Source organism: Candidatus Poribacteria bacterium, assembly GCA_021295715.1.
Classification (GTDB): domain Bacteria; phylum Poribacteria; class WGA-4E; order WGA-4E; family WGA-3G; genus WGA-3G.
This window is the reverse complement of sequence record JAGWBV010000071.1, coordinates 1-26,590: the sequence shown is the minus strand read 5'-3', so window position 1 is coordinate 26,590 and position 26,590 is coordinate 1. Positions and strand designations below refer to the sequence as shown.

Below are 26,590 nucleotides of genomic sequence, written 5' to 3'. Positions count from 1 at the left end.
CTGAAGACTGAAAAACCCGTAGCCTGCAACATCGGCGCAGGCGGATATGAGGAACGGATGTCAAACTCGAAACGTCGGTGTTCCTCCGCAAGGTATAATTAAAAATGCCTCCTACTTTTAACCGAAAAGTTACCGCGCGGATTCCGGCAAGCACAACGAATCTGGGACCCGGATTCGATGTGTTAGGGCTTGCTCTCCAACTCTATAGTACAGTTACGTTGGAAACGTCTGAAACCGGCACGGAAGTGATTGTAAGCGGCGTAGATGCCGATAAAATACCCAGTACGCCAGCGCATGTCGCATTTCAAGCGGTAGAACTCGTTTTCCAACGAAGCGGAGCGAAACGTCCCAAGGGTTTCAGATTGCAGATACAAAATGGGATACCTGCGATTCGGGGTCTCGGCGGCAGTGGAACAGCCATTCTTGGTGGATTGCTTACTGCAAACGCGCTCTGCGGGACTCCATTTGCTGACAAAGAACTTCTCAACTTTGCGACAGAACTCGAAGGGCATCCGGATAACGTCGCTGCCTCTCTGTATGGTGGACTCGTCGTTTCGGCACAGGAGGATGCTCAGGTTCATACCGTTCGATTAGAATGTCCGCCCCTCCTTTCGATTGTATTGGCAATCCCTAATTTCCCACTGTCAACAGAACAAGCACGCGGGGTGTTACCGACATCTGTCGGTTTTGCAGATGCAATCTATAATACAAGCCGGAGTACACTCCTAATCGCCAGCATTGCCACGAGACAATTTGAAATGTTGCGCGTCGCAATGAAGGATAGGTTGCATCAACCTTACCGGACTTCGCTGATTCCAGGATTTGATGATGTGGCAGAAGCCGCTACCACCGCTGGAGCACTTAGCGTTGCATTGAGCGGAGCAGGACCAACTATCGCAGCCTATTGTTTGGATCACGCGGAACAGGTTGCTGAGAAGATGCAAGCTGCCTTTAAAAAGCACCAAATTGCGTCTGATATTAAAATTTTAAAGCCGGATGCTCATGGAGCAAGCGTTTTTTAGCGTTTGCGGGATACCTCATCTCTGTAGAACAAAGTGCGTAGTTCGTAATGAAATGGAGAACGGATATAAGAAAGACATGTCAAGTTCAAACCCACGTTGTTTAACCGCAAGGAATAATTAAAAAATGTCAAATTTTCATGCGGAAAACATCGCATCAATACTGAATAAATTCGACTCCAATATGGAGCAGGGATTGAGTGCCGAAGCCTTTCAGAGGGCGCAGGCACGGCACGGTAAAAATGAGATGTCCCCAGAGGAAGACGCGTTTCCTCTGGCAGCATTTCTTAAATCGTTGCTCACCTGGCGTATCATTGTTTTGGGAGTCGCCACAGTCATCTTAAGTGTTTCCTTAACCAACGGTCCGAGCAGTGTTACGCTTCAGGCAGTCAGCGTTGTTGGAGCAGTTCTGGTTATTCATGCCGTGTCCGCATACATGATGGAATATCGCATTCGCAGCCGTGATACCACCCGTAATAGGTTTATGGTGCATAGTATCAAGGTTATTCGGCAGGGGAAATTAGATGAGTACGCGCCAGAGGACATCGTGCCTGGGGATCTACTCCCTTTCAGCGCAGGGGATTATGTGCCTGCTGATGCCAGGATCATTGAATCAGAAGGTCTTATGATTGATGAGTCAGGACTCTTTGGAACCGAGGAACCCGTGTCAAAGGTAGCGGTGGATATACAAGATAGTGCTTTACCGCCTCAAAAACAAAAAAATATGGCATTCGGCGGGACATACGTTGTAGCAGGGCATGGGCTTGCGATCGTTGTGCAAACCGGGAGGCAATTGGAGATATGGAAACAACGTCCGGATGCACGGCCAACGCTCGTCGCGAATATCCTCGCAGAAAGTGAAACAAGAGGTTTATATACCACGATAAAAGTTATCGGTATGGTGGTCGGAGGCGTGGCTGTCACAATCGCGTGGTGGTTTGAATATCAGAATCGTGCTACCAATTGGCAGTCTCTAATCCATTTAGGGATGCTATTTGCTGTCGCATCTGCCCCCCAAGACGTGATTCAAGTGCTCCGTTTATTTTTTTCTAAACACGCCCACAGATTGTTGGAAAAAGGGGTTGTGCTACGGAATGCACGTAGCCTTGAAAAACTAAGTCGCATTACCACTTTTTTTGCGAATGAAAATGGGCTTTCCACCACACGCGCCCTAACAATTTCAAATCTTTTCGTTGATGAGCAATTAGTAGATGGCAAAACATGGGACGCTTGGTTAAATTCTCTCAAGGAGCTTACCCCTGCAGAGCGACAGGGCGCTATTGAGGCAATGGCACCCGGCGGAAAAATCCCACAGGGGGCTCCACACTTAGTGTTCACAGCGGGACTTGGTACTTCCGATGGACGGGATACAGACAGTGCTGACCTCCTAAATACGTCAACAACTTCAGAGGTTTCCATGGCTTCCGAGATGCGACTGTCGCCCCAAATCGCCATCCAGAAGGATGTGGAGAAACTCGGCTACCAACTGGAAAGTCTGAGGACTCGATTGCCGTTGGTGAATACGTATCCCTTGACGCGTAACTATCCGTATCAAATGCAAGTCTTCGAATCAGCACCGGAGGATTATCTTAATATCATCTTTGGAGATGCTCGAACAGTGCTTGACACTTGCGGGTATGTACTCATTCATGGCGAAGCAGCACCCTTATCCGACGATAGGTATGAGATGTACCATGAAATCATAGACTATCTAATGAATACGAAATCGCAAGTCTATGGCGTAGCCTTTCATTCCTCTGATGTTATTCTGAAACCGCAGGAAATGGAATACAATCCTATCTTTTTAGGATTTATCAGTTTTTCTGCCAACAATGATGAACGAACGAAGGCAATCCTGAAGTCCAGTCTTGATACTGGACTTAAAATTATTTTCATCACTGAAAGTGAGGAACAAGAAACGGTCGATCTCGCGAAGGATCTTGGGCTTATCCACAACCGAAAAGCAGTGGTGTCAAGAGAGGAACTTGAAAGCGTCTCGCGCGAACAACTCGATAGTGAAATAGAAAAGTGGATTGCTTATTCGCAACCAACGTGGTATCAGCGTCGAAATATCGTCCTTAGTTTAAAACGTCAAGGACATGCAATAGGATTTTTGGGACAAAGCAGGGAAGACCTCCGAGCTATGACCGTTGCGGATATTACACTCGCAAGTAGAGTCGATGCGTCACATGTTGTGCAAGCCGCAGCCGATGGACTCATTAACAAGGGCGGTTTCCAAGCTGTCCGAGATGTGCTGCTGCATGCTCGCGAGGCTTACCATAACGCTGCCAGTTTTCTGCGATGGAACTTTTCTTGTACACTCTCCCTACTTCTCACACTGACTTTTGGAACGGTTCTACACTATCTCTATAAGATGCCTATGCCATTGACGCTAACACAGATAATTTGGACGCAATTTCTCATGACCCTATTACCATCATTGGTTATAGGTACAGAACGGATATTTGCTGATGAAAAACATCACCGTCCAACATCGTCTTCGAGATCGCGCTTCCTTTCAAAAACGACAGGTGTAGACATCGTTTGCCGCGCTGTGACTATTAGTCTGATGACAATTATCCCCTTCTTCTTTATCCTATGGCGTTCACCTACATTGTCCGATACATTTGGTGTTTCAACGTTAATGAGAGATGTCCTTTCCATTGGAGATAAGGGAGATCCAAATACTTTGGATATTGCGATCGCGCGAACAGCCGCGTGTACCACCCTTATTTTCACGCAGCTCGCTACATGTTGGCAAGCTTTACGGTATCCATGGGAATCGCTGGTTCAAAGGGTGTTCGCTAACACCCGGCTCATCATTATTTCATTTGTTATTATAGCACTCCATTTGGCGACGCTCTATGTTGAACCTGTGGCGCAATTTTTAGGAATGGCACCCCTCAAATGGGAATGGCAATGGACACTCCTGTTTAGTCTAACATTGCTGCTATTGCCGCTGAATTTGGCTGTAGGTTCGCGACCTGACGATTTTTAAGGCGTTGTCAGTACGGGTTGCTCACAACCCTTTCAGTTTTTGGTTTTCGGTTAAAAAAGGGTGTTTTGGCTTCGGTGTTTCCCTGGTTAAATCAGATTCTTCTTCAAACAAAGACCGATAACCATTTGCTACACCCAAAACCCGTAAGTCGGAATACCGACGATGATCCCTAAGATTGTCCAGAGACTCCCGACCGTAAATTCCCCCAGAATTAACCCTAAGAAAAAGGGGGCTATCTTGCGGTGTCGAACGACGCCCCCGTACTGAAGAATAAGCCACTTAATTAACCAACTCATGAAAAGGCAGCTCCACGTAACATTCATACCCCAACTCGTAGAGATAGCGAAACCTGCCGGATGAAATGGCCACCATACGAATCGCATCCGAAAGAACATTAGCACCGTTGTTAAGAGAAACCCTATGCCCATAAATCCGCTTTCGGGGATGAGTGTCTCTTCTGGAGCCTGCAACCATCCCGCGAGGCGACGATACGGCTCTATACCGAAAGCACTTAGAGAGGGCCAATAGGCGCGTATCTCCATACCGAGCCGATAACCTCGATCGATTAACGCCCAAAATCCTGCTAACGATCCTAAAATAGTCGCAAGCGTCAAAGCGAAAATGATACGGTTCATCGTCATGTTTGTTCGTTCCATGATTTTGAAACCTTCGAGTTGGTGCGGCATTGGATGGCTGCGATGCGCACGATTGATAAACCAAAACATCGAAAACATGATGAGGTTGTCTCTTCCCAACCGCCTTGTTCCGACAGTCCGACTCAAAATTTCATCAGGACCGGAGTAGTGCAAGTCATGCACAGGTGTGCCTAATTCGGCGCGCATCCGAGTAATAGCAATGGAGATCATATAATAAATAACGAAGAATGCAAACATCACCCAAATTTCAGCGCCGCCATAGTAGCAAAAAAGCACAAGGAATGCCATCACTGCGATAAGCCCAAGTACCGCGCCGCGATATGACATCGGTTCTTGCCGGGTGTCCCCCGAAACCCTACCCTGTAGGAGGGGTTTGTAACCCCGATTCCTCAATCCAAAAACTGTTTTGCCAACGTCCAAAAGGTGTCTCCGACTTGCCCAGATAGCTAAGGCGCACAACGCGAGATAACCACCCGATGCCTGCTCGTTCATGTATGGAAAGCGAGGCAGGCTGCGTAATCCAAGGGCGGCACCGAGAACCCGCATGAATCGCCAATACCAGAAGAAGAACCAGCACGAGAACGAGAGATCAAGAGGAATAAAGAAACCGAGCCCGATGGCGAACGGATAGAGTGAAAACGGGATTCGCCCCATAGCGTTCCACGGGCTCTCCGTAAAGATTTGGAAACTGCGCACACGGGTCCGTAGTTCAGGTAAGATCGGGTACAGAAAGTTGACACCATTCCAGAGAGCAAGCGCACCGGCAATTCCAAAACCGAGCCACATCAATTTATTCTGAAAGAACCGATTCTGTGGTGTTTCTGTCAATTGGAGTGGGAGTTGGATGATCGGGTAACTTAATTTCTCGTGTTCGATCCATTGTTTGCGAACAATTATATTGATGCAAAGCATGCCGAAAACCAACATAGTGATAAACGCAGTCCACCAGAGGACCGGTGTTGCCCAGCCGAGCAATGTTTCAACTGTGTAGAGAGGTAATTCACCCTCATAATAGCCGTGTAAAAGGGACGTGTCGCTAACGGTGAGCCACTTTGGCAGGAAGGGGACAAACAACTGTTGCCATTCGTTTTCCGGAGTCGCAAAACGGTGGGCGTGTCCTAACATCGGGACTAAAATCTCAAGCATGTCGTGCCCAGTAATTCCCGAAGCGATCGAAAGCATCAGGTAAACAACGACTAACTCGCTTTGTACCAGTGCGAAGCTCGGGGTAAAACGGCGCAACAGATAGTTTACACCGATAACCAGGAACAGGCTGAAAATCACATTGAAGAAGAGGGAAATCGTTACAGGATGACCTGAATACCGAATAACCTCCATCTCAATAACCCAGTAGCAGTTAATCGGTATGAGAATAACGGCAATAAGAATGGATTTGAGGGTGACACCGTGGGCAGGAATGCATGAGGGTGTTAGCGAAGTGGAAGTTTCAAATTTTTTAATTATTCCTTGCGGTTCGTTGAGGCGGGTTTGACCAATGAAGTGCCTTTCCGTAGAACCGCCCTCCACTTCGTTACGGGCTGCGCGTCAGTGATTAAGAATTTGCACATAGATATACTGAAAACTTGATAGTAGATGGATACATATTATTTTAGCGATCGCTACAAACGCCCGACCACTATCTGTGAATGTTTTCCAATAAATTTATCACATTTTCTACAACACGTCAACTTTAAAATCTCTTTTACTTCTCAAGCCATCAATCCTATTGGAGTCGTGCTGAATACGGGCAGTGTGGATTTTTTTTGAAAAATCCTCTCGGTTATCAGGGGCAAGGGTGTTAGGCGTATCATATCCCTCTTTTAACTGACTGCCGATTGCTGACGGCTGACGGCTAATTATAGACTTTTCTAAATAACGCTGCTGTGTTATAATAAATGTCGCAATGTGGGAGACCTCACAAATCATGCCTACATTGCAACGGAGAAGCGTAGCTCGTAATGGAATGGAGAGCGGATATAAGAACATCACTTCACAGTTCTAAGCAACCCTATTCCTCTGCAAGGTAAAATTAAAAATATGAACCCATTCCACGCTATTAAAAGACGAATTGAAAAATTTTTTTATAATGCCTATCAGCGGCGTTTGGAATCCGAAGCCACTGCTTGGAAGATCCCACGTCATATTGGTGTAATTTTAGACGGAAATCGTCGCTTTGCGAAAGCCAGTGGGCTTGACGATGTCATTGAGGGGCATCATGAAGGAGCGAACAAACTCGAAGAGGTCCTCCATTGGTGCGACGAACTTGGCGTTGAAATTTTCTCAATCTGGATTTTCTCCCTTGATAATTTCAAACGCGCCGCACATGAAGTGGAAGGAATTCTCGGACTGATTGAAAGGAAAATGCGGGAACTTGTCACTATTGAGGGACTCCATACGAACCAGATCAGAGTACGTGCAATGGGACAGATAGAACTGTTGCCAAGTAGTCTGCAAGAAGCAATTCGGGAGGCAGAAGAAGCAACGCAGCATTACGACAAATTTATCTTAAATGTCGCTGTCGCTTATGGTGGGCGAGAGGAAATTATTGAAGCGTTTCGGGGACACCTGAAAGTCGAGAGTGAGGCGGGTAAACCTGTCCACCAGATTGCAGATGAACTCACGGTCGATAAAATTACTCCCTATCTTTACACCTCAAACCTTCCGGATCCTGAGTTAATCATTCGTACCAGCGGTGAGGTGCGGTTATCCGGGTTTTTGCTGTGGCAGAGCGTTTACTCAGAATTCTATTTCTGTGATACGTACTGGCCCTCGTTTCGGAAGATTGACTTTCTTCGTGCTTTGCGTGCTTATAGCCAGCGAAAACGACGATTTGGAGAATAAGAAGGAGCCAACGGATGAGATTTGGAGTTTGTACAGGTTTAGAGAATGTCAATCGACTCGCAGAAGTCGGATATGACTACATTGAGTTAGGCGTGCGTCCCGGATTGATGCCTGAGGCGGGTGAGACTGAATTCCAGAGAATTCGTGAACAGGTAGCGAAGGCACCGTTAAAACCGGAATCGTACGCCGGGTTTATTCCGGGTGACTTGCGTGTCGTCGGCGATGTTGTCGATTTTTCGCGTTTATCTCGTTATGTAGAGACTGCGTGTCGTAGAGGCAATGAAATTGGTGGTGAGATTATCGTCTACGGCAGCAGCGGTTCTCGTAGTATAGAGGAAGGCTATTCGCGCGAACGTGCATTGGCACAGATTGCTGAGTTCCTCGATATGGCGGCGGATCATGCCGAAACCCATAACATGACGATTGTCATCGAACCCATTTGTTGGCGAGAGGGGAATATCCTCCGGACTGTCGCAGATGGACTCGCTATGGCAAAACGCGTGAATCGCCCCGGTATTAAAGCGTTGGCAGATCTCTATCACATCTATCAGGAAGAAGAACCGATGCAGAACATTATCGACGCTGCTGAGTGGCTCGCGCATGTTCATATAGCCGAACCTGTCAAGCGTTCCTATCCCGGAAACGACGATTTCGATTTCACAGATTTTTTCACGTCACTACAAAAAGCAGGCTATGACGGTCGCGTTTCATGCGAATGCAAGTTTGATAATTTTGATGAGGATGTTGAAGTAGCTTTGGAGACTATGAAAACGTATGTCTAACAAATTTTTGATAGAATTGTCAACTGCTTCTACGCTTTTGGGAGGTGGAATCTATCCTTACACGCGAACAAGGCAGAGTCATCCGGGCGCGGACAGGATTTTATGATGTCCAACACGATCATATTATCCTGCGATGCACACTCCGTGGCACACTCAAACGGAGATACCGATCTGAAACCGGACGCAGACTCTATGCCGACCCAGTTGCTGTTGGTGATTGGGTCATCTTCACACAACTTGATATGGAAGAGGGAGTGATAGAGGATATTCTGCCGCGTCAGACAAAGTTCTCGCGGCAATACGCCGGAAAACACGGGGACATTGAACAGGTTATCGTTGCGAATGCACATCAAATCGTAGCCGTTGTCTCTACGCTGATGCCGCCCCTTAACTTTCGGACACTCGATAGGTTTCTTATCTTGGCGGAAGCGGGGGACATGGAAGCGGTGGTATGTCTCAACAAGATGGACTTAGTGGATGAGGCACAACGAACGGAACTCGCAACGACCTTTGCTGTTTATGAGGAATTGAGTTACCCGGTTATCTATACCAGCATCAATGTGCCTGAGAGTCTGGACGCGCTCCGAAAGGCACTAAAGGATAAATTTAGTGTTATTGTTGGCGCGTCGGGTGTCGGTAAATCCAGTCTCCTGAATGCACTCCAACCCAGTTTAGACCTGCGCACCGGTGAAGTCGGTATCAGAACTCAGAAGGGACGGCATACAACGACCCTTGTCGAACGCTTTCCCTTAGACATCGGTGGTGAAGTCGCCGACACACCCGGTATACGGGAAGTCGGATTGTGGGGTGTAGATACAGAGAATTTAGAGCACTATTTTCCGGAAATGGAACCTTACCTCGGCACATGCAAATACAACGATTGCGCCCATGTCGCCGAACCTGATTGTGCTGTTCAGGATGCCGTTGAAGCAGGGGTAATACATGCAGAACGGTATCGGAGTTATGTCGTCTTGCGAACCGAAGAGGTAGGGGAGTAGCGGTCAACAAAAAAGACAAAGGGACGTTAAATATTTAGCTCCACTGACCGAACCGCAAGGTAAAATTAAAAGTGTTTGCGTGCGTCCGCTAAACGTTCTGGAACACCGATATCAATCCAGTCGGCGTCCGTTTCTAAAGCGTAGAGATTGGGAACATCCGGAAAAACATCTCGCTCCATAGAGAAGTTTTCTCGGTCGCTTGGAAACGCGTCAGCAATGCTTTGATTGAAAAGATATATCGCCCCGTTGACATATCCCGCACGACAGATGGGTTGTTTCTCACGAAACGCTTGGATTTTTCCCTCACCGTCCGATACAATCTCGCCGTAGGGGCGGATGTCCGGGACATGCACACTTAACAGCACCCCTGTCATTCCTTGTTCAAATCGAACTAACATTTCCCGCAGCGAAAAGTTGGCGATCAAGATATCGCCGTTTAGGACAAAAAACGGCGATGTGTTAATCTGCTGCATCGCATTCTGAACCGCACCGCCAGTACCGAGCCTCTTTTCCTCTTTAGCATAATGGATGCGCATACCAGCGTAAGCGTCTCCTACGCGTTCATAAAGCACATCGTGAAGGTGTCCGGACGCGAGAATGACCGAGTTGACACCTACATCTCTGAGCAATTGGATTTGCCATTCCAAGACTGTTTTCCCAGCGATTTCCAGCAGAATCTTCGGAAGGGTTTTCGCAGTCTCGCCGAGCCGTGTGGCGAGACCACCACACAGAATAATCGCTTGCATTTTTAGATTTTACCTTGCGGATTTTTAATTTTACCTTGCGGAGAAAGGACGTGCGTTAGAACTATCGGATGCGTTCCTTAGATCCGCCTGCGTGTTTTTGCAAACGCTAAAATCCAATGCGAAGAAAGTATTTCTGCGTATTGTTGCAGGCTACCGGTTTTGATACTATCTTAAGAAAAGCCCTTTGTTAGATGCCTCTCTTAACCGATAATCGATAACTACCAACCGCTAATTGCTGACTGCTATTCCGACCTATGTCCTGCGAAGCCTCGCGGGTTTTCAAAAGCATCTGTCCACAAGTCACACCATTCTTGGTGTTCGGACAGGACAGTTTCAGGATTTTTGCGACTCCGCACAATGAAATCGGGATGTGCTGTCCGTCCGGTGTGATGCCCTGTCGTCTGATACCGTAAATCCAATGACCAACGGCATCGGTCGGACGTGTTCGGTTCCGAACGATGGGGTGTGAAGCGGCTCAATAGGATAACATCACCACGGTAACATTCCAACATAAGCGGTTCAACATCCGGCATCAACTCCGGTTTGATCATCGTCCCGCCCTCTTTCTGATGGGTCAGGTAACCCTTTTCCTCGGTAATACCCGCTAATGCTTGAAGGCATCCCATCTCTACTGTGCTATCACCCAACGGAAGCCAACATGTGACGATAGCAGATCCCTCTGCCTCTGGCATCATGACGCCAGCATCCTGGTGCCACGGAACGCCGCCTGCCCAACTTGCGTTCCCGTCTATGACCGGCGGTTTCGCACGTAGGTGCTGAATCGGGTTACACGTAATTTCGGGACCAACAATTCCTTCAATGACATCTAAAAGGTTGTCGTTCTTCAGGAATTCGAAGATGGCTTTGCCACGGTAGTGCATGATGTCCAAGCCACTTACCATTTCACCTGATTGTGCGAGTAATTTTCCAAACCGTCGGTCAAAGGGGTCATCTTCGTAGAGATTTTCGATTTTACCCTCCTGTTTTAAAGCAAGGGCGCGTTCCGAAATCCAATCCGAAATCTCATCAATTACTGGCTGTAGGTCTTCGTCAGTCAAGGCATTTTTGACGATCAATACGCCTTGTGCCTGGTAGGTTTCGCACTGTTCTTTCGTAAGTCTCATAAAGAAATATTTCCTTTTTTAAGGGATCCAGCTCTATGCCTGAAAGTATAGAGAAAACGTAAGCCCAAACAACGTGCCGGGCTGGCTCTACGCCGAGAAACGTCAAAGCACCCAGCCCACTTCATCGAACCGCAAGGAATAATTAAAAAAAAGTTTGGTAAATATGATACCATAATGGAAAAAATTCAACAAGGAGCATAATGGTATGAAAGGCAAACGGATTGTGATGCCAGCGAAACGTTCAGCAACGCTGGAAGATTTTGAACTTGATGAGGCACTCACGCCGAACCAAATTCTCTTAAAAACGCACTATAGTTTGATTAGTCCCGGCACCGAAGGGGCAGGATATACAGGACTCGAAAGCGGGACACGGTTCCCACACGGCTCTGGCTATACGGCGATCGGTGAAGTTCTCAAAGTCGGTGAAAACGTAACGAAATGCGCTGTCGGAGATCTCGCTTTCTGCTATAGTCCACACGCTTCTATCGCCAAAACTGAGGCAGTCCTTTTAGCACTGAAACCGCCTTTAGAGATAGATGAAAAACTGGTCCCGTTCGTCCGAATGGCAACCGTTGCGATGACCTCTCTACGAGTATCTTCCGCCGAATTTGGGGATACCGTCGCGGTTATCGGTTTGGGGTTGGTCGGCAACTCCGCATCCCAACTCTTCAACTTGGCAGGTATGAAAGTCATCAGCATCGAGCGGGTGCCGCGTCGGCTTGAAATCGCCCAGCAGTGCGGTATTCAGCATCTGATTAATCCTGACGAAGAGGATACTCTGGAACGCGTCATCGCGTTGACAAATGGCGAAAAAACCGCAGTTACCGTCGAAGCGATCGGGAACCCGAGACTTGTTGAAACCGCATACCAATTAACAGGTACCAAGGGTGAGGTCATCTTACTCGGTTCACCGCGAGGTGAATACGTTACGGATGCGACAGCGATTCTGAACTATAGCCACAGCATTGGTTTAGGCGCGATTACGCTCAGAAGCGCGCATGAGTGGATCTATCCGACGATGCACACCGGTGAATCGAAGCATTCACTTGAACGCAACTCACGCTTAGTGTATTCACTGATGTGTGAGGGCAAGTTCAAAGTCGAAGAATTGCTGACGCATGTCATTGACCCAGAAGACGCACAATCTGCCTACGACGGATTGACAGATCGGAAGGATGAATATTTGGGTGTCATTATGGACTGGACGTAGTGCTTAGTTTTCAGTCTTCAGTTGTCGGTGAAGGGGCATTCTGTAACCATTTACCCCGTCTTTGGAATATGCGAAATTGGAATCGGTTGTTCCGAGAAACCTTTTGTCCGATAACCGATAACCGAAGACCGATAACCGTTATTGTGTACGTTGTTGTAGCATAGACTGTTAATCTGTGCGTCCGCAAACGTAGGGATTGGGTTACCCAACCCGTCCTACTGCCACCGATTCTGGAATTCTGACACCATCGCTTCTGGTGCGCCGTGCTGTGCTAAGAAATCCAAAAACGCTTGGTAGAGTCGACGCGCCTCTGCCGTATCTGATTCAAACCGATTATTCATCTGTTCCGGATCAGAAGGTAAATGGAATAACTGATTCGGCGCACCTTGGTTCTCTAAAAGCAGGGACCAAGTGCCATCGGTGATGCTCCCATGCGGGCTTCCACCATCAGGACTCCAGCCACCGACCCATGCGCCGTGCGTAACGGTGTACTCGCGTCCTGTGTCGGTATCTCCCATAATAACGGGCAGAAGACTTTTACCTTCCACTTGTGCCCCGCGTTCCGCACCGAACACATCAATAACAGTCGGCGGAATATCAATAATGCTGGTGAGCGCATCCGTCCGACGGGGTGTCGCCTCTGGATGATAAACCATGAGTGGGATGTGGATAACCTCTTCATACATGCTGAGGTTCTTCGCGAGCAATCCGTGTTCACCCAATAGGAAGCCGTGGTCCGCCATGAAAATCACCATTGTGTTTTCCATCAAGCCCATATAGTCGATTTTCCGCAAGAGTTGCCCGATCCAGTTGTCAACCAATGATGCTTCTGCGCGGTAGAGGGCGTTGAGACGTTCCGTTTCTCGTTCATTCATCGGATTGGGACCGTAGGGTGGATAGATCGGCTCCGGTCCGTCGTAATCGCTTGAATCGAAACGCTTTAGATACCATTCAGGGGCATCCCACGGTTCGTGCGGATCAAAGGTATCCACCATCAGATAAAAGTTTTCGTGCTGATGGTTTCGCTCTAACCAATCACAAGCCGTTTGCATCGTCTGTGCGACGTAAGTGTCTCCCTCTGTCTGTCGAAAATCAGCATTTCTGATGTGGTTGCCAAGTCCACCGGGTAACTTATTGGGATGTGTTCGTGTGTACTCTCGATATCGCAATGCGTCCTTTGATTCGTAATCGTACGGGTGGGTCTCTAAGTGGTCCCCCTCTTGACCGCGAATCCACTTCCATCCCGTGAACCCGCGATTGTAAAAGAAGCCATTGTTGATATGATGCGGCGTATCCGCAATCATCATACTCACAACCCCAGTGTTCGTTAAGTCATCAGCGATGACAGGGACATCTCGTTTCAAGGGTTCCCACCCTCGCCGACAGATGCTGACTTGCCCTGTCACGAGCTCGCCTCGGATCGGGACAGTCGGAAAACCACAGACATACGCTTTGTCAAAAACAACACATTTTTCCGCGAAAGCATTCAGGGACGGTGTGTATCCTTTTCCGCTATAGAGAGCGAGGTTATCGCGTCGAAATGTGTCTGAAATAATATGGATAATGTTCATTTAATATCTCCCTTGAGCAATATTAGTGCTGTGGGTTGAAGGGATTTTCCCTGTAGGGGCAGTCCCTTGTGGCTGCCCACATCCATCATTTTAGGAGTGACACAGCATTAAGTTTTGAGGAAGGATGGAAGCACAGGAAGAGTGGAAAAAACACCGCGTCCGCTGCCTTCCAATCTTCCATACTTCCACCCCACTTGTGGATTCAAAATGTGAGGGTTAATATTGAAGCTTGCTTTGGGTTATTATACCCTGTCTTGGGTTTCGGATGAAGTCTTTTCTCGATTCGCCATTTGCACGACAGCTGGCAATAATCCGTAGATACCCCAAAAGGGGACCCCAATGGCATCCCCGTTCAGCAGATTGTTTACTATGAAATGCACCATCAATGAAATTTCTGCCGCCATCAATCCAATGACCACGGCACGGTAAAAGCCGTCTCCTAACGTTTTGAGGGCACGAAACCCGTAGCGTAGGAAGGCAAAGTTCAGCCATATCCATACACCTAATCCAACGATTCCCAATTCCGCCATTACTTGGAGGTATTCGCTGTGGGCACCGAGTTGATACTGTGCAGTATAACTTCCAACAAGTGCGACATCCTCTTCGTACAACATCGCAAACGCGCCATATCCCTTACCCAAAATAGGACTTTCAGAGAACATCACAAAAGCCTGTCCCCATCGTAAGAGACGCGCTCGGTTTGAAGCGTAACTGAGATCCACCGCAGATGTAACACGTTCGACGAGAATGTTGTAGATGCCCGGAAGATTCAGACACACCAGTAAGATAAGGCATGCAGCACCAGTAAACAGTATCTTTTTATGCGTAACGCCTTTCCCCAGTTGCAGCAGCATGAACCCGATCGCGACGATGACCGATAGCCAGACCCCACGCGAAAAGCACATTAAGAGACCCACACCGAAGCAGATAAACCACGCTGTCCAGAGCACACGGTCGTATCCACTATTGTCAAAGAGGAAACGACTCAGGCAGACAAGGAAGAAGATAGCAGTAAACGCACCGTAAACAGAATAATTCGTAAATGGCGCGCTTCGGTACGCGCTTGTCCACTGCCAGGCATCTATGTGATAAATGAGAACGATAACTGTCCAAATGACAGCAACCGCAGCGGACGGAAAACTGGCAATAAAAAGCCGTTTCAGAGAAGTCCTATTTTGGATGACAGCGTGCACTATCACACTGAAAAGCATGTAGATTGTCGCACGGAGTGCGCCTTTAAGTGTGCCAAAAAGATCTGGCGTGTTGATCGCAGAAAGGAATGTAACAAAGACGTAGAGGCAGAGTGGGACGAAAAAAGGAAAGGTATTTTCCGATTTATCTCTGTAGGAGGGAACTCCGATTCCCGACTGAATTACCCGATCAAGTATGCGTCGCGCGCAGTAAACAGCGATGAGCATCCCTAAAAGGGGTTCTGTCGGTGTTTGAATTTCAAAGCGACCTGGGAGAATGTAGCGAAATGAAAATGGGAGAGCGATTAACAACAGATAGACCGCAAGTTCCATACCTAAAAAGACGAAAGCACACGTTGCAGCCAACAAACTCAGAAGTGGGAGCGGTGTATCCGAGTAACCACCGATGATACAACCGAATACGAGACAGACGACAAATGGGAGAATGCGTTTGCCACTGATGGTTTCCATTTAGAGTCGCATTTTGATGCCTAAACCGATCGCAGTGCCGTCTAAAATCAGGTCGAGGGGTAGAGTACCAGTTGTTTCTACGGTTTTGAGTATCCGTTTCACCTCAAAGTTGAATGATAGGTTATGCTCCCACTCCAGCAGTTCTGCCCCGATGAGGATGTACCCTGTTGGACCTGAAGTGCTATTGTCGAAGCTGATGCCTTGCTGTTCAATGAGGTCGATTGCGCTACCACTAAAGCTGGTCCCCAAATAACCAATACCACCCCCCAAGTAGATTGGGATATATTCGGAGAGAAGCACCGGACGATAAATGAACTGATATGAAATCGGGATAAGTGTGGTAGAGAGGTTTGCTGAGGTAGGCGGTGGGATGTCAAGTTTCATTTGCCAATAGCCGAACTCCAAACGTGAAGCTATCTCGGCACTATGTTCAAATACAACCGAAAACGTTGGTAATAGCGCACCCGGAACGCTCGATACGCCGACGCTTTGGAGAATATCCGCCAAGCTCCCCAACTCCGGCTTGTATGAAAATAGGGACAACTGAAACGACGGAGATTGCAGGTGTTCCGCTAAAAAGTCTCGCACAGGGGAGGGGCGCACGGGATGCACATCGGTGGTATCTGCAAGTGTTAGGCACGGAATTAACAACAGAAACAAGCAGCAGGCAAATACCAAACGCATAAGTTGTAAAGTCCTTATCCAACGCGTGTATAGAGCAGTGATATGATAGCAGTAGGCGGGTACTCGGAAGTCACGCGATCACTATCATCGTGATGGCGTGACTCCGCTAACGACCCACCTCTCTGTTCATACAAAAACACTTGGACTGCACTCATTGAGCCAGAGGAATTATGATAAAACCTGCAAATAAGTAGACCTCTCAATAGGAGCGAAAGCCGCCATCCCCGCTGGCGAGGTTTGTAACCTCGCCTTTTTAGAGTGTCTAATTAATTCTAATATCTACCGTAAAACGGCTTCCAACCCATGAATGACTTGGAATTAATGTGGATGGTTATGGCTATGTGCAGGAACCAGAATAACTTCGACCCGACGATTCATAGCTCTGCCAGCGGCAGTGTTCTGTGGCGCAACAGGATCGGTATGCGCTTTGCCAACAGCCTCAATTCTGCCAGCATCGATTCCTTTGGATTGCAGGTACTTTGCAGCGGAGTTTGCGCGTGCCTGTGAGAGATCCCAATTGCTTCTATAACTTCCCCTCAGGACTGGCATACCATCGGCGTGTCCAACAACCTTAACCTTCGCATCCGAAGCTTCCGTGAGTTGTTCAACGATACCGTCAAGCATCTGCTGTCCGTCGCTGGATAAACTGGTGCGTCCGCTGGCGAAAGTGACGGTGACCAACAGTGTCGGTGCTGCGGCAACCTCTTCTGCTACCATGGCTAAACCTTCTTCCAAAGCCATGACTTTAGATTCCAGCTGCTTTATCGCTGCATCTTGGGCTTTATCGGCTTCTCCGTGGGACTCAAGTTGTTTTTGAAGTTTGGCAGCTTCGCCTTTGGCAAAGTCCATCGCTTCTTGCCCTTGCATATCAATAGACTTCGTTAGGTCGGCGCGGAGTTGCGCATCCATCTCTTTGGCATTTTGCATGCCAGCAGCAATGGTATCAGCATCCCCTTGCTGAGATGCAGCAATTGCTTCATCTTTTGCTCTGGAGATCGCTTCAGTTAGATCTTTGCCTTGCTGATCAACCTTGCTATCCAGCATTGTAATCTTGTTTGACATGTCTGCGTCAGCTTGTTCCATCTGCGAGACATGTTCATTCTTCCACATTTCAAACTCTTCCTGATCTAACTTGCCGCAACTACTCACAACAAGGGCAACACCCAGAAGAGCGATAATTGTGAAAGCGGTTCTACTTATCATGGATTCCTGCTCCTTTTACTACAGATAATTGCAGATAACTGATTATGTCTGTAGAGGTAGTTCCTGTTTCAATGTCCAGTGCCTCTGCCAGCATCGTAGGGCTGGTTGTATAAGGTCTTACACGGACTCCGCAGGCGTTTTACATCTCAACCAATATGGGGGACCTGCAAGCAGTTTGTTCTCACAGGCACTCTTAATATAAATTATACAACTTTTTGGTAAAAAAAGTCAAGAGTTTTTTTCACAAACGCTGAAGCAAGTGGAACAACGCTTTAAAACACCCTTGATTTTTGATGCGAGATACGTTAAAATTCTATGACTCGCCAAAGGTTCCGTGAAAGTTTTCTACCAGAAACGTGGTTTCCTGCAACAATACGCAGAAACATTTTCTTCGCATTGGATTTTAGCGTTTGCAAAAACACGCAGGCGGATTTGAGAAAAACACATTATAGTCCAATATCCCGTTGTTTAACCGCAAGGTAAAATTAAAAGTGGGACAGATAAGTATCATTTTAATTGCCGGGCTGCTCTTCCTTTTTTCCTTTGAGCCACCGCAAACAAACATGAATATCAGTGATGCACAGGTAGTCCTCTGGACAATTGTCTTGACAGGGTTCCCTATTCTTATCACATGTTTCGTGACATTCTATGTCGCGAGAACCTTTCCCGCACACAAAGAGGAGAACCTGCCAACGCTCTATCGCCTGCGACGCTTCATGATTATTTTTGAGTGCCTCAGTTTAGCGGCGTACCTCTGCAATCTGTATCTGTTGAATCTCCCGATGCTGATTCACAAATACTTTGCCTTCTTTCCGATGGCAAATCTGCGTCAGACCCTCGCGCTGCTTCCCCTACTGATCGGACTCATCTGTATCCGACTTGCATTTTATCGAGTGAATAGACGCCAATCAGCGCACTACAAAGAGATTCTCAGTCTGCAATTCAAGTTTTTGCTTTTTCCGTTGTTACCGATGTTCCTTTATTTGCTGATAATGGATGCTATTCACTGGCTCCCGTATCCAGCAAAGGTGTTCATTGCTGAGCATCCGTACATCCTAATTGGGCTGATCCTACCGGTGATTGTTTCCGTGTATATCTTCGCCCCATTATTGATGCAGTTTCTATGGAAAACAGAACGTCTCGCGGCGGGTTCGGCGTTGAAGGAGAAGTTGGATCGTTTGACGAGGCAGAGCGGGATAAAATACCGGGAGGTTGTCGTGTGGCAAACCGGTTCGTTGTTAATAGCCAACGCAGCTGTTGCGGGGGCTTTTCCGTGGAATCGTCGAATTTTTCTGACAGACGCGCTTCTCGAATACTTCACCGATGAAGAGATTGAAACGGTTGTCGCTCATGAACTTGGACATATCCGCTATCGGCACATTCCAACATATATGCTTTTTTCTCTCTTCTATCTCTTGAATTATCCCTTTTTCTATAGGCTTGTTGAAGAACCATTGGTAGCATACCTCGGAGAATCACAGCCCCTTTTGTCAGTGGTATCGACAGTGTGTTCGTTGGTCTTTCTAATTGTTTATTTCATATTTATCTTCCGATATTTGTCAAGACGTTGCGAACATCAAGCCGACTTGTATGCGGTTAGGCTGACAGAAAAACCGGAAGCTTTCAAAGGAGCCTTGGCGAAACTCGCAGTGCTGAATTCAGTGCCAAAATCGATTCAACGTTTCTTTGAAATTTTCAACACCCACCCATCCATCCATCGACGTATTGAATTCATTAACCAGTGGATAGAGCAGAATTCTGCAGTTCAACGTTACAAAGATTATCTGGTTGAAGTCAAAGTTCTAATCGCCTTGCTACCGATATTTGGCATTCTCGCTGTGTTTTTGCTGCGTTAGGGTGGGCGACAGATGCCTCAAGTCACTATCGAAAACCATTGTTTGTCAGGCACAAGAAGGTTGGGACTATCAACGGAAATCCGCAGAAATCCGCAGAAACACCCAAGCAAAACATCCTCTTTTAGCCGCAAGCCGCTATAGGAAACCTACCGGACAATGTTGACCGGTGCTGATTATTCTTCGGAAGCCTGAGGCTCCGGCTCCTCTTCAATCGCAAATTGTAACCTCTCTACTATTCGGTACAAGGGCAATTCATACTTTTCCTGAAGACGACGTTTTTCATCAGCAATGTGGAAAGCGACCAGCAACGGAACCCTTTGTTCGTCGAAACCTTTTCTGAGATAGGATTCAACTAAATCTTTGACGTATGCAACCAGTTCATTGATGGCTTCTGCTGTTAGTTCTTCTGTTGGTTTTATGGTATAAGGTGTGCCGAGTATAACGAAGCGAATCGGCATAACATCCTGTTCTTGCTGTTCCATTATATCGTTATTGACCCCTTTCGTATGTCTTGGTGGACCGTGTCGAGTTGTGAGATGACGTTATAGACCCGGCAACCCGATACGGTGCTTAAAAGAAATTCCTTTGAAACTCTCCAGCGGAGCGTCATGTCTATAGGGCTTGACGCATTGTCTCAGTACACGGTGTAACACCCGTCCATTTCTCAAAAGCGATAGCGCCCTGATGAACTAACATCCCAATACCGCCAAGGGTTTGACATCCGCGCTCGGTCGCGGCTCGCATCAAAGGTGTTACCGGTGGAGTATACACAATATCGTAAACAATAGTATTCGGTTGAAGCCAGTCGGCAGAAATCAACAATGGTTGTGTTACATCCATGCTCGTCGTCGCAGTGTTGACAAGGAGTTTGCTCTCGCGAACAGATAGAGGCAATCGTTCATCTGTGAGTCCCATTCCTTGCATGGAAACACCTGTCTTCTGATCCATCTCTTCTGCTAAAGAAACTGCTTTTTCCACTGTACGATTGGCGATTGTAATCGATGCAACGCCTCTGAGTGCTAACGCAACAACGACAGCCCTCGCAGCCCCGCCTGCTCCTAAAACCACGACATTCTCCCCTATCGGAGACCCAGACATGTTTCCGTCCTCTTCTAAGGCTTGTAAGACACCAGGAGCATCTGTATTATCGCCATGTATGCCCCCTTCAACAAACGTTAGTGTGTTCACAGCACCGATGAGTTCCGCTTCCCGCGAGATTGATGTAAGGAGCGGGATGATCGCTTGTTTGTGTGGGAGTGTCACGTTAATGCCGACGACATTCATCGCTTTAAACCCAGCAATCGCAGCTGCCAAATCATCGGGACGGACATGAAACGGGACATATACATAATCGAGATCTGCTTTGGCAAAAGCGGCATTGTGCATTTGTGGTGAACGGCTGTGTTCAACGGGATCACCAATAACACCGACAATACGAGTGTGTCCGGTCAACATTTTCTAACGACGTCCTTCTGGGAATTTGACCATAATTAAGAAAGTAGATTTTCTACTGTCTGTTTTGCCATTTCCATTTTCGGATAGCGAATTTCTCGATAGCCACGGACTTCCTCTACACATTCTAACGCTTGAAGATGTTTCTCATACGACTCACTGTCAGTCGGTGAGAAGGTGTCAATCACGCGGGTAATATACCATTCTCGGAACGCCTTTTCCTTGGCGTGCCACTCTGGAAGCCAACGTCTTAGGAACTTCAACCGTTTCATCAGACGCAATTGCCAATTGCGTGTGTCAATGTCCGCTTCAAAATCAAGCCCCATCACCGTAAAGTGTGGACGATTGAGATGGACGTATTTAATCCTATCGCCGTTTGCTGTGTCAACCTTATACAATTCCTTATCCCGCTGCAATTTCTCTTCGCTCGTTAACAGATGTGCAACATAAACCTCGTCCTTGATGAGCATCACTTTGTGGAGATAGCGAATCGCTGCTTTTGTCGCGCGATAGTCGTATACTTCTGAGTCGTGGGCATAAACCTGTTTAATCTTTTCGACGTATATCCGCGCATAGTTAATATCCTCGAACTGAATCAAATCATAGATATAGAGCGCGAGGGTTCGGTGGATGCTGTCTGAATCAAGATTAAGTGCCTCAATGTGACTTTTAACAAGTATTACGTATTCTTGCGCTAAACGTTTCCCATTTCGTTTTTTTTCCAAGATCTGTTGTTTTGCGGAAAGCATTTCGCCATAAGTTCCCAAGGGATACCTTTCTGAACGTGTATCCGTCAGGGATTTAGGGTCTTCTAATGCAAGACGACGCCCAACGGTGAATGCTTTCATATTCGTATCCAAATCAGCGTGCGGCACCATCTGCTTAAGTGCTAATTGGAGCGGTTCCAATTCGAGTGGTATCAATTGCCGTTGGAAAGCAGTACCCAGAAGCATCATGTTCGCGTACAATTTATTGCCGAACAATTGCTCAGAGACTGTAAAGAGATCCGTCCCAAAATATGTGTCCGCATTCGTGTAGGTCTGGAGTGACGCTTCAAGTGTCTCTGGAGCGAAATCGTCTTTGCCGATGAGTGTGGTTATCGTTTCAGTTTTCGCTGTATTCACGACAGCAGTGGTTCGATTCGATGATGCGATGCGGAAAAGCGATTGGGCGGTGATACCGCGGACGGCTTCTAAAATATCAAGTCCTAATAGAAGATCTGCCTTGCCATAAGGAATCATTGGAGACGCGTGAACACCCGGTTGCATATATGTGATATGTGTATAGACACCACCATTGCGAATTGCCAATCCTTTCCTATCGCAAAACGTTACCTTGTAGCCCTGAAGGTAACCCGCAACAACAAGGACTTTTGAAATCGTTCCAATCCCCATACCCCCAACACCTGCGGCGTACATGTTCCAACTTCGCTCGAATGCTCGTAGCCGTGGTGGTGGTAAAGGTTCATCACTCAGGAGGGCACGATTTCTGGATCCTGTTGTTTCATGTTGAAGGGGACGTTTGCGTGTGACGATTACCTCTTCAAACGCTGGACATGCATATTTAATCCGAGCGCAAGCACCATCGGCGACGCAATTGGACTGATCGATGGCGATTTTCTCGCCGTAATCGGTATCGACTATTTTTAAACCCGGACATCCCGTTGCAGTGGTACATTCTCGACAAAACTCACAGACCTCAGGGGTTATATTAATATGCTTCTCGTATTTAAGAAAACCGTCTTTGGCTATCGTTTGCCGTTGTTCACGACGAATCCTACGATGGTAGGTAATCGCACACTCTTTATCGGCGATGACAATTTTGACACCGGACTTGAGAATGGTTTTTTCCAGATATTTTTTGTAGTTTACCCTATCTTCCGGGTTGGTGCGCACGATTTCTATATCGGAGTCACCGACGAGTCCTTGTGCCACTTGCTCAATATCTTGTGCAAACGTCGGGTTGCCGAGAAGGTCAATTTCATCAGCAGGTGTCGGTTGATGTCCCGTCATCGCTGTTGTTTGGTTGTCTAAAATAATGTAGGCAATATCTTGGTTGTTTTTGATTGAATCCGAAATCGCTGCCATCCCACCATGGAAAAAGGTCGAATCCCCCATGAAAACGACCTGCTTGTTTTTAATAAATGGGTCAATGCCTGCCCCTGCGCCGCCACCTAACGCCATCGCGGAGAGATTGTGCATGAGGCGTGGAAATGGTTCATATTTCAGCATTGAATAGCAACCGATATCCCCGTGAAAGACGAGATCGACGGAGCCTGAATCATGGTGCTTCTTCATATAGTCCGCATCCATGAATTGCTCTGTAATTTCAAGGAAGACGCTCGAAGAATCACGATGAGGACAGCCCGGACAGAAGGTAGGTGTCCGTTGCGGAATGTCGATGTGCTGTTCGGAGACCTGTTTTTGGAGGGTTTCTTCACTTGAGAGGTATTCCAGATCGATTTTTGGATCGTGATAGGTTGCTGTATCGCTGCCGTTGCCGAGAAGATGTTTCAGAAGTGGGATGAGTTTTTGAATGAGAATAGAAGCGTCTAAACCAGAAGTTACCGGAATTCCTGACATGCCGTTGGGAAATTGTTTGCCCCACACATTTACATATCGATCAATGTCTCCATTCTGATAGCTATGCGTAATGAATGCTTTTATTTCGTTCTCTAAAAGCGGACGTTTTTCCTCAACGACGTAGATTTCGTCAACCTGTGCAGTAAATTCTCTGATGAGGTCCTTGTCAATCGGGTGCGTCATGCCGAGTTTGAGAATTGGGATCTCACCGTCCAACTGCAATTCTCCAAGTGCGTGGCGGAGGCAGCTATACGCTAAACCAGCACTGACAAATCCGAGACGGTGTTTCTTCCGATTTGAAGTTTCTTCTGTGAACTGGATTGTGTTAAGCCCAAGGTCCCGTGCTGTCTCAAGGGCGGCGGGGATCCGTTCTCTCAATGCCTCCACTTCGATCTGGGCGGTATGTGGAGGTAAAACAACCCGTTTATCGGCATCGATGAGTTGGGTATCCAAGTCAATCTGCTTCAGATCGCTAATTTCCGGATAGATGTTCGGATGGAGTTCAACATCGCCACCGCCGCTTGCCTGGTTTTCGGTCGTTAAGTAGCAGACGTAGAGGTTCGATGCCGCGGAGATCTGGAAAGCGCAGTCAATCCAGTCCTTAAGTTCCTGAAAGGTTGCCGGTTCAATAAGGGGTGTTTGGACGTGCCGTGCCAAAAATCGGGAATCAGCGGGGACTTGTGTGCTGTGTGACCATGTGTCGTCACCAACCACCACAACGGCACCACCGGTCGTTCCCGCAAGGTTACTGATCGCCAGGGCATCGGAAGCGACATGGAAGCCGACGCTTTTCATAAACGTAATCGCACGGACATCAGCCATCTGTGAACCGTTGAGACGTGCGATACTCAATGCTTCGTTGTTGGCTATCTGCGCAACGATACCGTTGGTTTTCAACAATTCGGCATTGCGTTCGATAATGTCAAATACTTCGGCGATTGGGGAACCCGGATAACCTGTGAGAAGGCTAACACCACTCTCTAAAGCACCCTTAACTAACAACTCGCATCCAGTATAGACATGCGTTCCGTTGGCTTGTGTAAATCTTTCGTCCATTTTTTTTGCCCATCCTTAGCTAAAATGCTGGGATTTGACACGGAAACGTTAAAATGTACACTTTGAATATTGGTTAGTTTTGTAGGTTGGGTTGAGCTTGCGAAACCCAACAACTGACTGATAATTGACAACTATTTCCCTATTTCTCAGATAACAACTCTCGCGCATGTGCAAGCCCTATTTCGGTTTCTTCGCCGCCGTGCATTCGAGCGATTTCATTAACCTGTTCTTCGGCAGTCAACGGTTTCGCTGTAATCAGTGTCCGCTCGTCAACTACCTTCTTTTCTACCCGGAAATGTCTATCGGCAAAACGGGCAATCTGTGGCAAGTGTGTAATACAAATGACCTGAGAAGATGCAGAGAGTTCCTTCAACTTTTTGCCAACTACGTCTGCAACCTTGCCACCAATACCGCTGTCGATTTCGTCAAAGAGCAGTGTAGGAATCTCGTCAACTTGAACGAGCACTGTCTTTAGTGCGAGCATGATACGCGAGATTTCACCACCTGATGCGATTTTGGCGATCGGACGCGCTTCGGATCCTACATTCGGCGCGATTAAGAATTCTACATCGTCCATACCGTCCGCGCGGAATGCATACCTTTTTCCGTCTATCTGAAGTACACCGCGCGCATCGGGTATATGCCGAACGGAGGCGTGAAATTCCGCCTTCTCCATACCGAGTGTGCGCAACTCTTTCTCGATCCGTTCTGAGAGGTGCTTAGCGACATGCTGCCGTTTCGCGGACAACGCGGTGCATAAACGCCTTGCTTCTTGAATGATTCTGTCGATCTCCGCCTGCAGCGACTCCTGTTTCTCTGTGCCGAGTTGTAACGTCTCTAATTTTTCCTCCGCTTCGGCGTGATAAGCCAATATCTCTGGAATAGAGTTCCCATAGCGTCGTTTGAGTTTCGTTATCAACGCTAACCGATCCGTAACTTCGTCCAACCGCATTGGGTTAGATTCTACCGATTCCGCATAGTGACGCACATGCGAAGTAATATCCTCCAATTCATAAAGCGATGATTCCAATCGATCCGTTAATTCCGAGAGGCTATCATCGATTTCGGACAATTTTATCAGTTCTTTCGCGGCATTTCTCAAGCGTTCAAGCGGACTGCCAGAATTTCCCGTCTCAGAGTCACTATTTTCCAGTTGTCGGTATACAAAGTTCGCTGACTTACCCAATGCCTCTGCGTTCTTAAGAATACGCGCTTCATCTTCCAACTTTTCGTCCTCGTCTTCCTCCAGATCTGCCGAAGTCAGTTCTTTCACTTCAAATTCGAGGAGCTCCTTCTCCCGTTCTGAGGCTTTCAAGGTCTCTGCAAGGGACGCTGCTTCTTGTTGTAGTGCGCGTAATTGTGCGTATACTTCGCCAACGTGTCGTTGTGCCTCACTGTTGCCGCCGAAATCGTCTAAGAGTTTTAGATGCGTTTGTGTTCTGAATAACGATTGATGTTCGTGTTGACCGTGTATATCTACAAGTAATGTTCCGAGTGCCTGCAATTGCTTCAAATTCACCAGGCGTCCGTTAACTTGGCAACGACTCCTGCCGTTCGCAGTGATTCTTCTGGAGAGGATCACTGCATCCGACGGGTCCAATACATCGCTAAAAGAACTTTTCAACGCCGGGTCGGTATTTTCATCCCAGTTTGTGTGCCAGATCGGGTGCGCATCATCAGGGGCAACGCTCGCCGCTACCTCCGCGAAATCAGCATCTTCGCGGACAATATCGGCAGACGTTCTCTCACCCAATACCAATCCGATTGATCTGAGGATAACCGACTTGCCAGCACCCGTCTCACCAGTGAAAATGTTCAGACCGGGTGCCAGTTCCAAATCAAGTTCATCTATGAGGGCAATGTTGCGAATAGAGAGTGTGTCTATCATTGTAGTAGTGCTTCAACCTTGAATTTATGAGTCGTAGGTCGGGTAGAGCGTCTCAGACCGGGTGCCAGTTCCAAATCAAGTTCATCTATGAGGGCAATGTTGCGAATAGAGAGTATGTCTATCATTATAGTAGTGCTTCAACCTTGAATTTATGAGTCGTAGGTCGGGTTTCGCTGTCGCTCTACCCATAGCCGTCAATTTAAGAAAACACTGCTCATGGCATCGTAGGGAATCAACGCTGATGCGCGTATTGCCTCGCAGTG

The 26,590-nt window shown here is 47.5% G+C and carries 18 protein-coding genes and 1 pseudogene; 7 read left to right on the top strand and 12 right to left on the bottom strand.

Translation table 11 applies throughout. The features are described 5' to 3' along the window. Positions 1 to 104 precede the first annotated feature (104 nt). Positions 105 to 1,022 (top strand): homoserine kinase, encoded by a 918-nt coding sequence (locus J4G07_16765; GenBank protein ID MCE2415638.1) that lies wholly within the window; start codon positions 105 to 107, stop codon positions 1,020 to 1,022. A gap of 124 nt (positions 1,023 to 1,146) precedes the next feature. Further along, on the top strand, positions 1,147 to 4,017 hold the full coding sequence (locus tag J4G07_16760; protein MCE2415637.1) for a cation-transporting P-type ATPase: 2,871 nt from the start codon (positions 1,147 to 1,149) through the stop codon (positions 4,015 to 4,017). A gap of 128 nt (positions 4,018 to 4,145) precedes the next feature. Here the strand turns inward: J4G07_16760 and J4G07_16755 are convergent, their stop codons facing one another. Next, positions 4,146 to 6,200 (bottom strand): hypothetical protein, encoded by a 2,055-nt coding sequence (locus J4G07_16755; protein ID MCE2415636.1) that lies wholly within the window; start codon positions 6,198 to 6,200, stop codon positions 4,146 to 4,148. A gap of 510 nt (positions 6,201 to 6,710) precedes the next feature. Here J4G07_16755 and uppS point away from each other — a divergent pair. Genes uppS through rsgA form a run of 3 tightly spaced genes read left to right on the top strand, consistent with a single transcriptional unit; the run spans position 6,711 to position 9,294 of the window. Continuing rightward, on the top strand, positions 6,711 to 7,514 hold the full coding sequence (gene uppS / locus J4G07_16750; GenBank protein MCE2415635.1) for a di-trans,poly-cis-decaprenylcistransferase: 804 nt from the start codon (positions 6,711 to 6,713) through the stop codon (positions 7,512 to 7,514). Positions 7,515 to 7,528: 14 nt separating this feature from the next. Beyond that, positions 7,529 to 8,296: a sugar phosphate isomerase/epimerase gene (locus J4G07_16745; GenBank protein MCE2415634.1), complete on the top strand. Its 768-nt coding sequence runs from the start codon at positions 7,529 to 7,531 to the stop codon at positions 8,294 to 8,296. Between the two features lie 23 nt (positions 8,297 to 8,319). Beyond that, the gene (gene rsgA, locus J4G07_16740) at positions 8,320 to 9,294 is read left to right on the top strand and encodes a ribosome small subunit-dependent GTPase A (GenBank protein ID MCE2415633.1); all 975 of its coding nucleotides are present in this window, start codon (positions 8,320 to 8,322) and stop codon (positions 9,292 to 9,294) included. 65 nt (positions 9,295 to 9,359) lie between these two features. Here the strand turns inward: rsgA and J4G07_16735 are convergent, their stop codons facing one another. Continuing rightward, positions 9,360 to 10,040 carry an NTP transferase domain-containing protein gene (locus J4G07_16735; GenBank protein ID MCE2415632.1) on the bottom strand — a complete coding sequence of 227 codons (681 nt, stop codon included), beginning with the start codon at positions 10,038 to 10,040 and terminating at the stop codon, positions 9,360 to 9,362. A gap of 242 nt (positions 10,041 to 10,282) precedes the next feature. After that, positions 10,283 to 11,164: a phytanoyl-CoA dioxygenase family protein gene (locus J4G07_16730; protein ID MCE2415631.1), complete on the bottom strand. Its 882-nt coding sequence runs from the start codon at positions 11,162 to 11,164 to the stop codon at positions 10,283 to 10,285. 205 nt (positions 11,165 to 11,369) lie between these two features. On the opposite strand from J4G07_16730, the gene J4G07_16725 reads away from it, so the two are divergent. Further along, positions 11,370 to 12,374 (top strand): zinc-binding alcohol dehydrogenase, encoded by a 1,005-nt coding sequence (locus J4G07_16725; protein MCE2415630.1) that lies wholly within the window; start codon positions 11,370 to 11,372, stop codon positions 12,372 to 12,374. Positions 12,375 to 12,589: 215 nt separating this feature from the next. Here J4G07_16725 and J4G07_16720 read toward each other — a convergent pair whose 3' ends face one another. The 4 genes from J4G07_16720 to J4G07_16705 all read right to left on the bottom strand — a co-directional run bounded on the left by J4G07_16720 (position 12,590) and on the right by J4G07_16705 (position 17,493). Beyond that, positions 12,590 to 13,945: a sulfatase-like hydrolase/transferase gene (locus J4G07_16720; protein ID MCE2415629.1), complete on the bottom strand. Its 1,356-nt coding sequence runs from the start codon at positions 13,943 to 13,945 to the stop codon at positions 12,590 to 12,592. Between the two features lie 242 nt (positions 13,946 to 14,187). Next, on the bottom strand, positions 14,188 to 15,606 hold the full coding sequence (locus J4G07_16715) for an O-antigen ligase family protein (GenBank protein MCE2415628.1): 1,419 nt from the start codon (positions 15,604 to 15,606) through the stop codon (positions 14,188 to 14,190). Further along, positions 15,607 to 16,290 carry a hypothetical protein gene (locus J4G07_16710; GenBank protein MCE2415627.1) on the bottom strand — a complete coding sequence of 228 codons (684 nt, stop codon included), beginning with the start codon at positions 16,288 to 16,290 and terminating at the stop codon, positions 15,607 to 15,609. It abuts the gene before it with no gap. A gap of 318 nt (positions 16,291 to 16,608) precedes the next feature. Further along, complete coding sequence (locus J4G07_16705) at positions 16,609 to 17,493, bottom strand: OmpA family protein (GenBank protein ID MCE2415626.1); 885 nt, start codon at positions 17,491 to 17,493, stop codon at positions 16,609 to 16,611. A gap of 491 nt (positions 17,494 to 17,984) precedes the next feature. Here J4G07_16705 and J4G07_16700 point away from each other — a divergent pair, with 491 nt between their 5' ends. Further along, the gene (locus J4G07_16700; protein ID MCE2415625.1) at positions 17,985 to 19,349 is read left to right on the top strand and encodes a M48 family metalloprotease; all 1,365 of its coding nucleotides are present in this window, start codon (positions 17,985 to 17,987) and stop codon (positions 19,347 to 19,349) included. Between the two features lie 173 nt (positions 19,350 to 19,522). On the opposite strand, the gene J4G07_16695 is transcribed toward J4G07_16700, so the two are convergent. From J4G07_16695 to J4G07_16675, 5 genes and pseudogenes are all read right to left on the bottom strand, one after another. Then, positions 19,523 to 19,831: a cell division protein ZapA gene (locus tag J4G07_16695; GenBank protein MCE2415624.1), complete on the bottom strand. Its 309-nt coding sequence runs from the start codon at positions 19,829 to 19,831 to the stop codon at positions 19,523 to 19,525. A gap of 130 nt (positions 19,832 to 19,961) precedes the next feature. Then, entirely contained in the window at positions 19,962 to 20,804 is an 843-nt protein-coding gene (locus tag J4G07_16690) for a shikimate dehydrogenase (GenBank protein ID MCE2415623.1), read from the bottom strand. A 35-nt stretch (positions 20,805 to 20,839) separates the two neighbouring features. Further along, positions 20,840 to 24,439 (bottom strand): 2-oxoacid:acceptor oxidoreductase family protein, encoded by a 3,600-nt coding sequence (locus J4G07_16685; GenBank protein MCE2415622.1) that lies wholly within the window; start codon positions 24,437 to 24,439, stop codon positions 20,840 to 20,842. Between the two features lie 139 nt (positions 24,440 to 24,578). Continuing rightward, a pseudogene (recN, locus tag J4G07_16680) lies at positions 24,579 to 26,327 on the bottom strand (DNA repair protein RecN). An 81-nt stretch (positions 26,328 to 26,408) separates the two neighbouring features. After that, on the bottom strand, positions 26,409 to 26,590 hold a 182-nt coding region (locus tag J4G07_16675; protein MCE2415621.1), incomplete at its 5' end, for a hypothetical protein.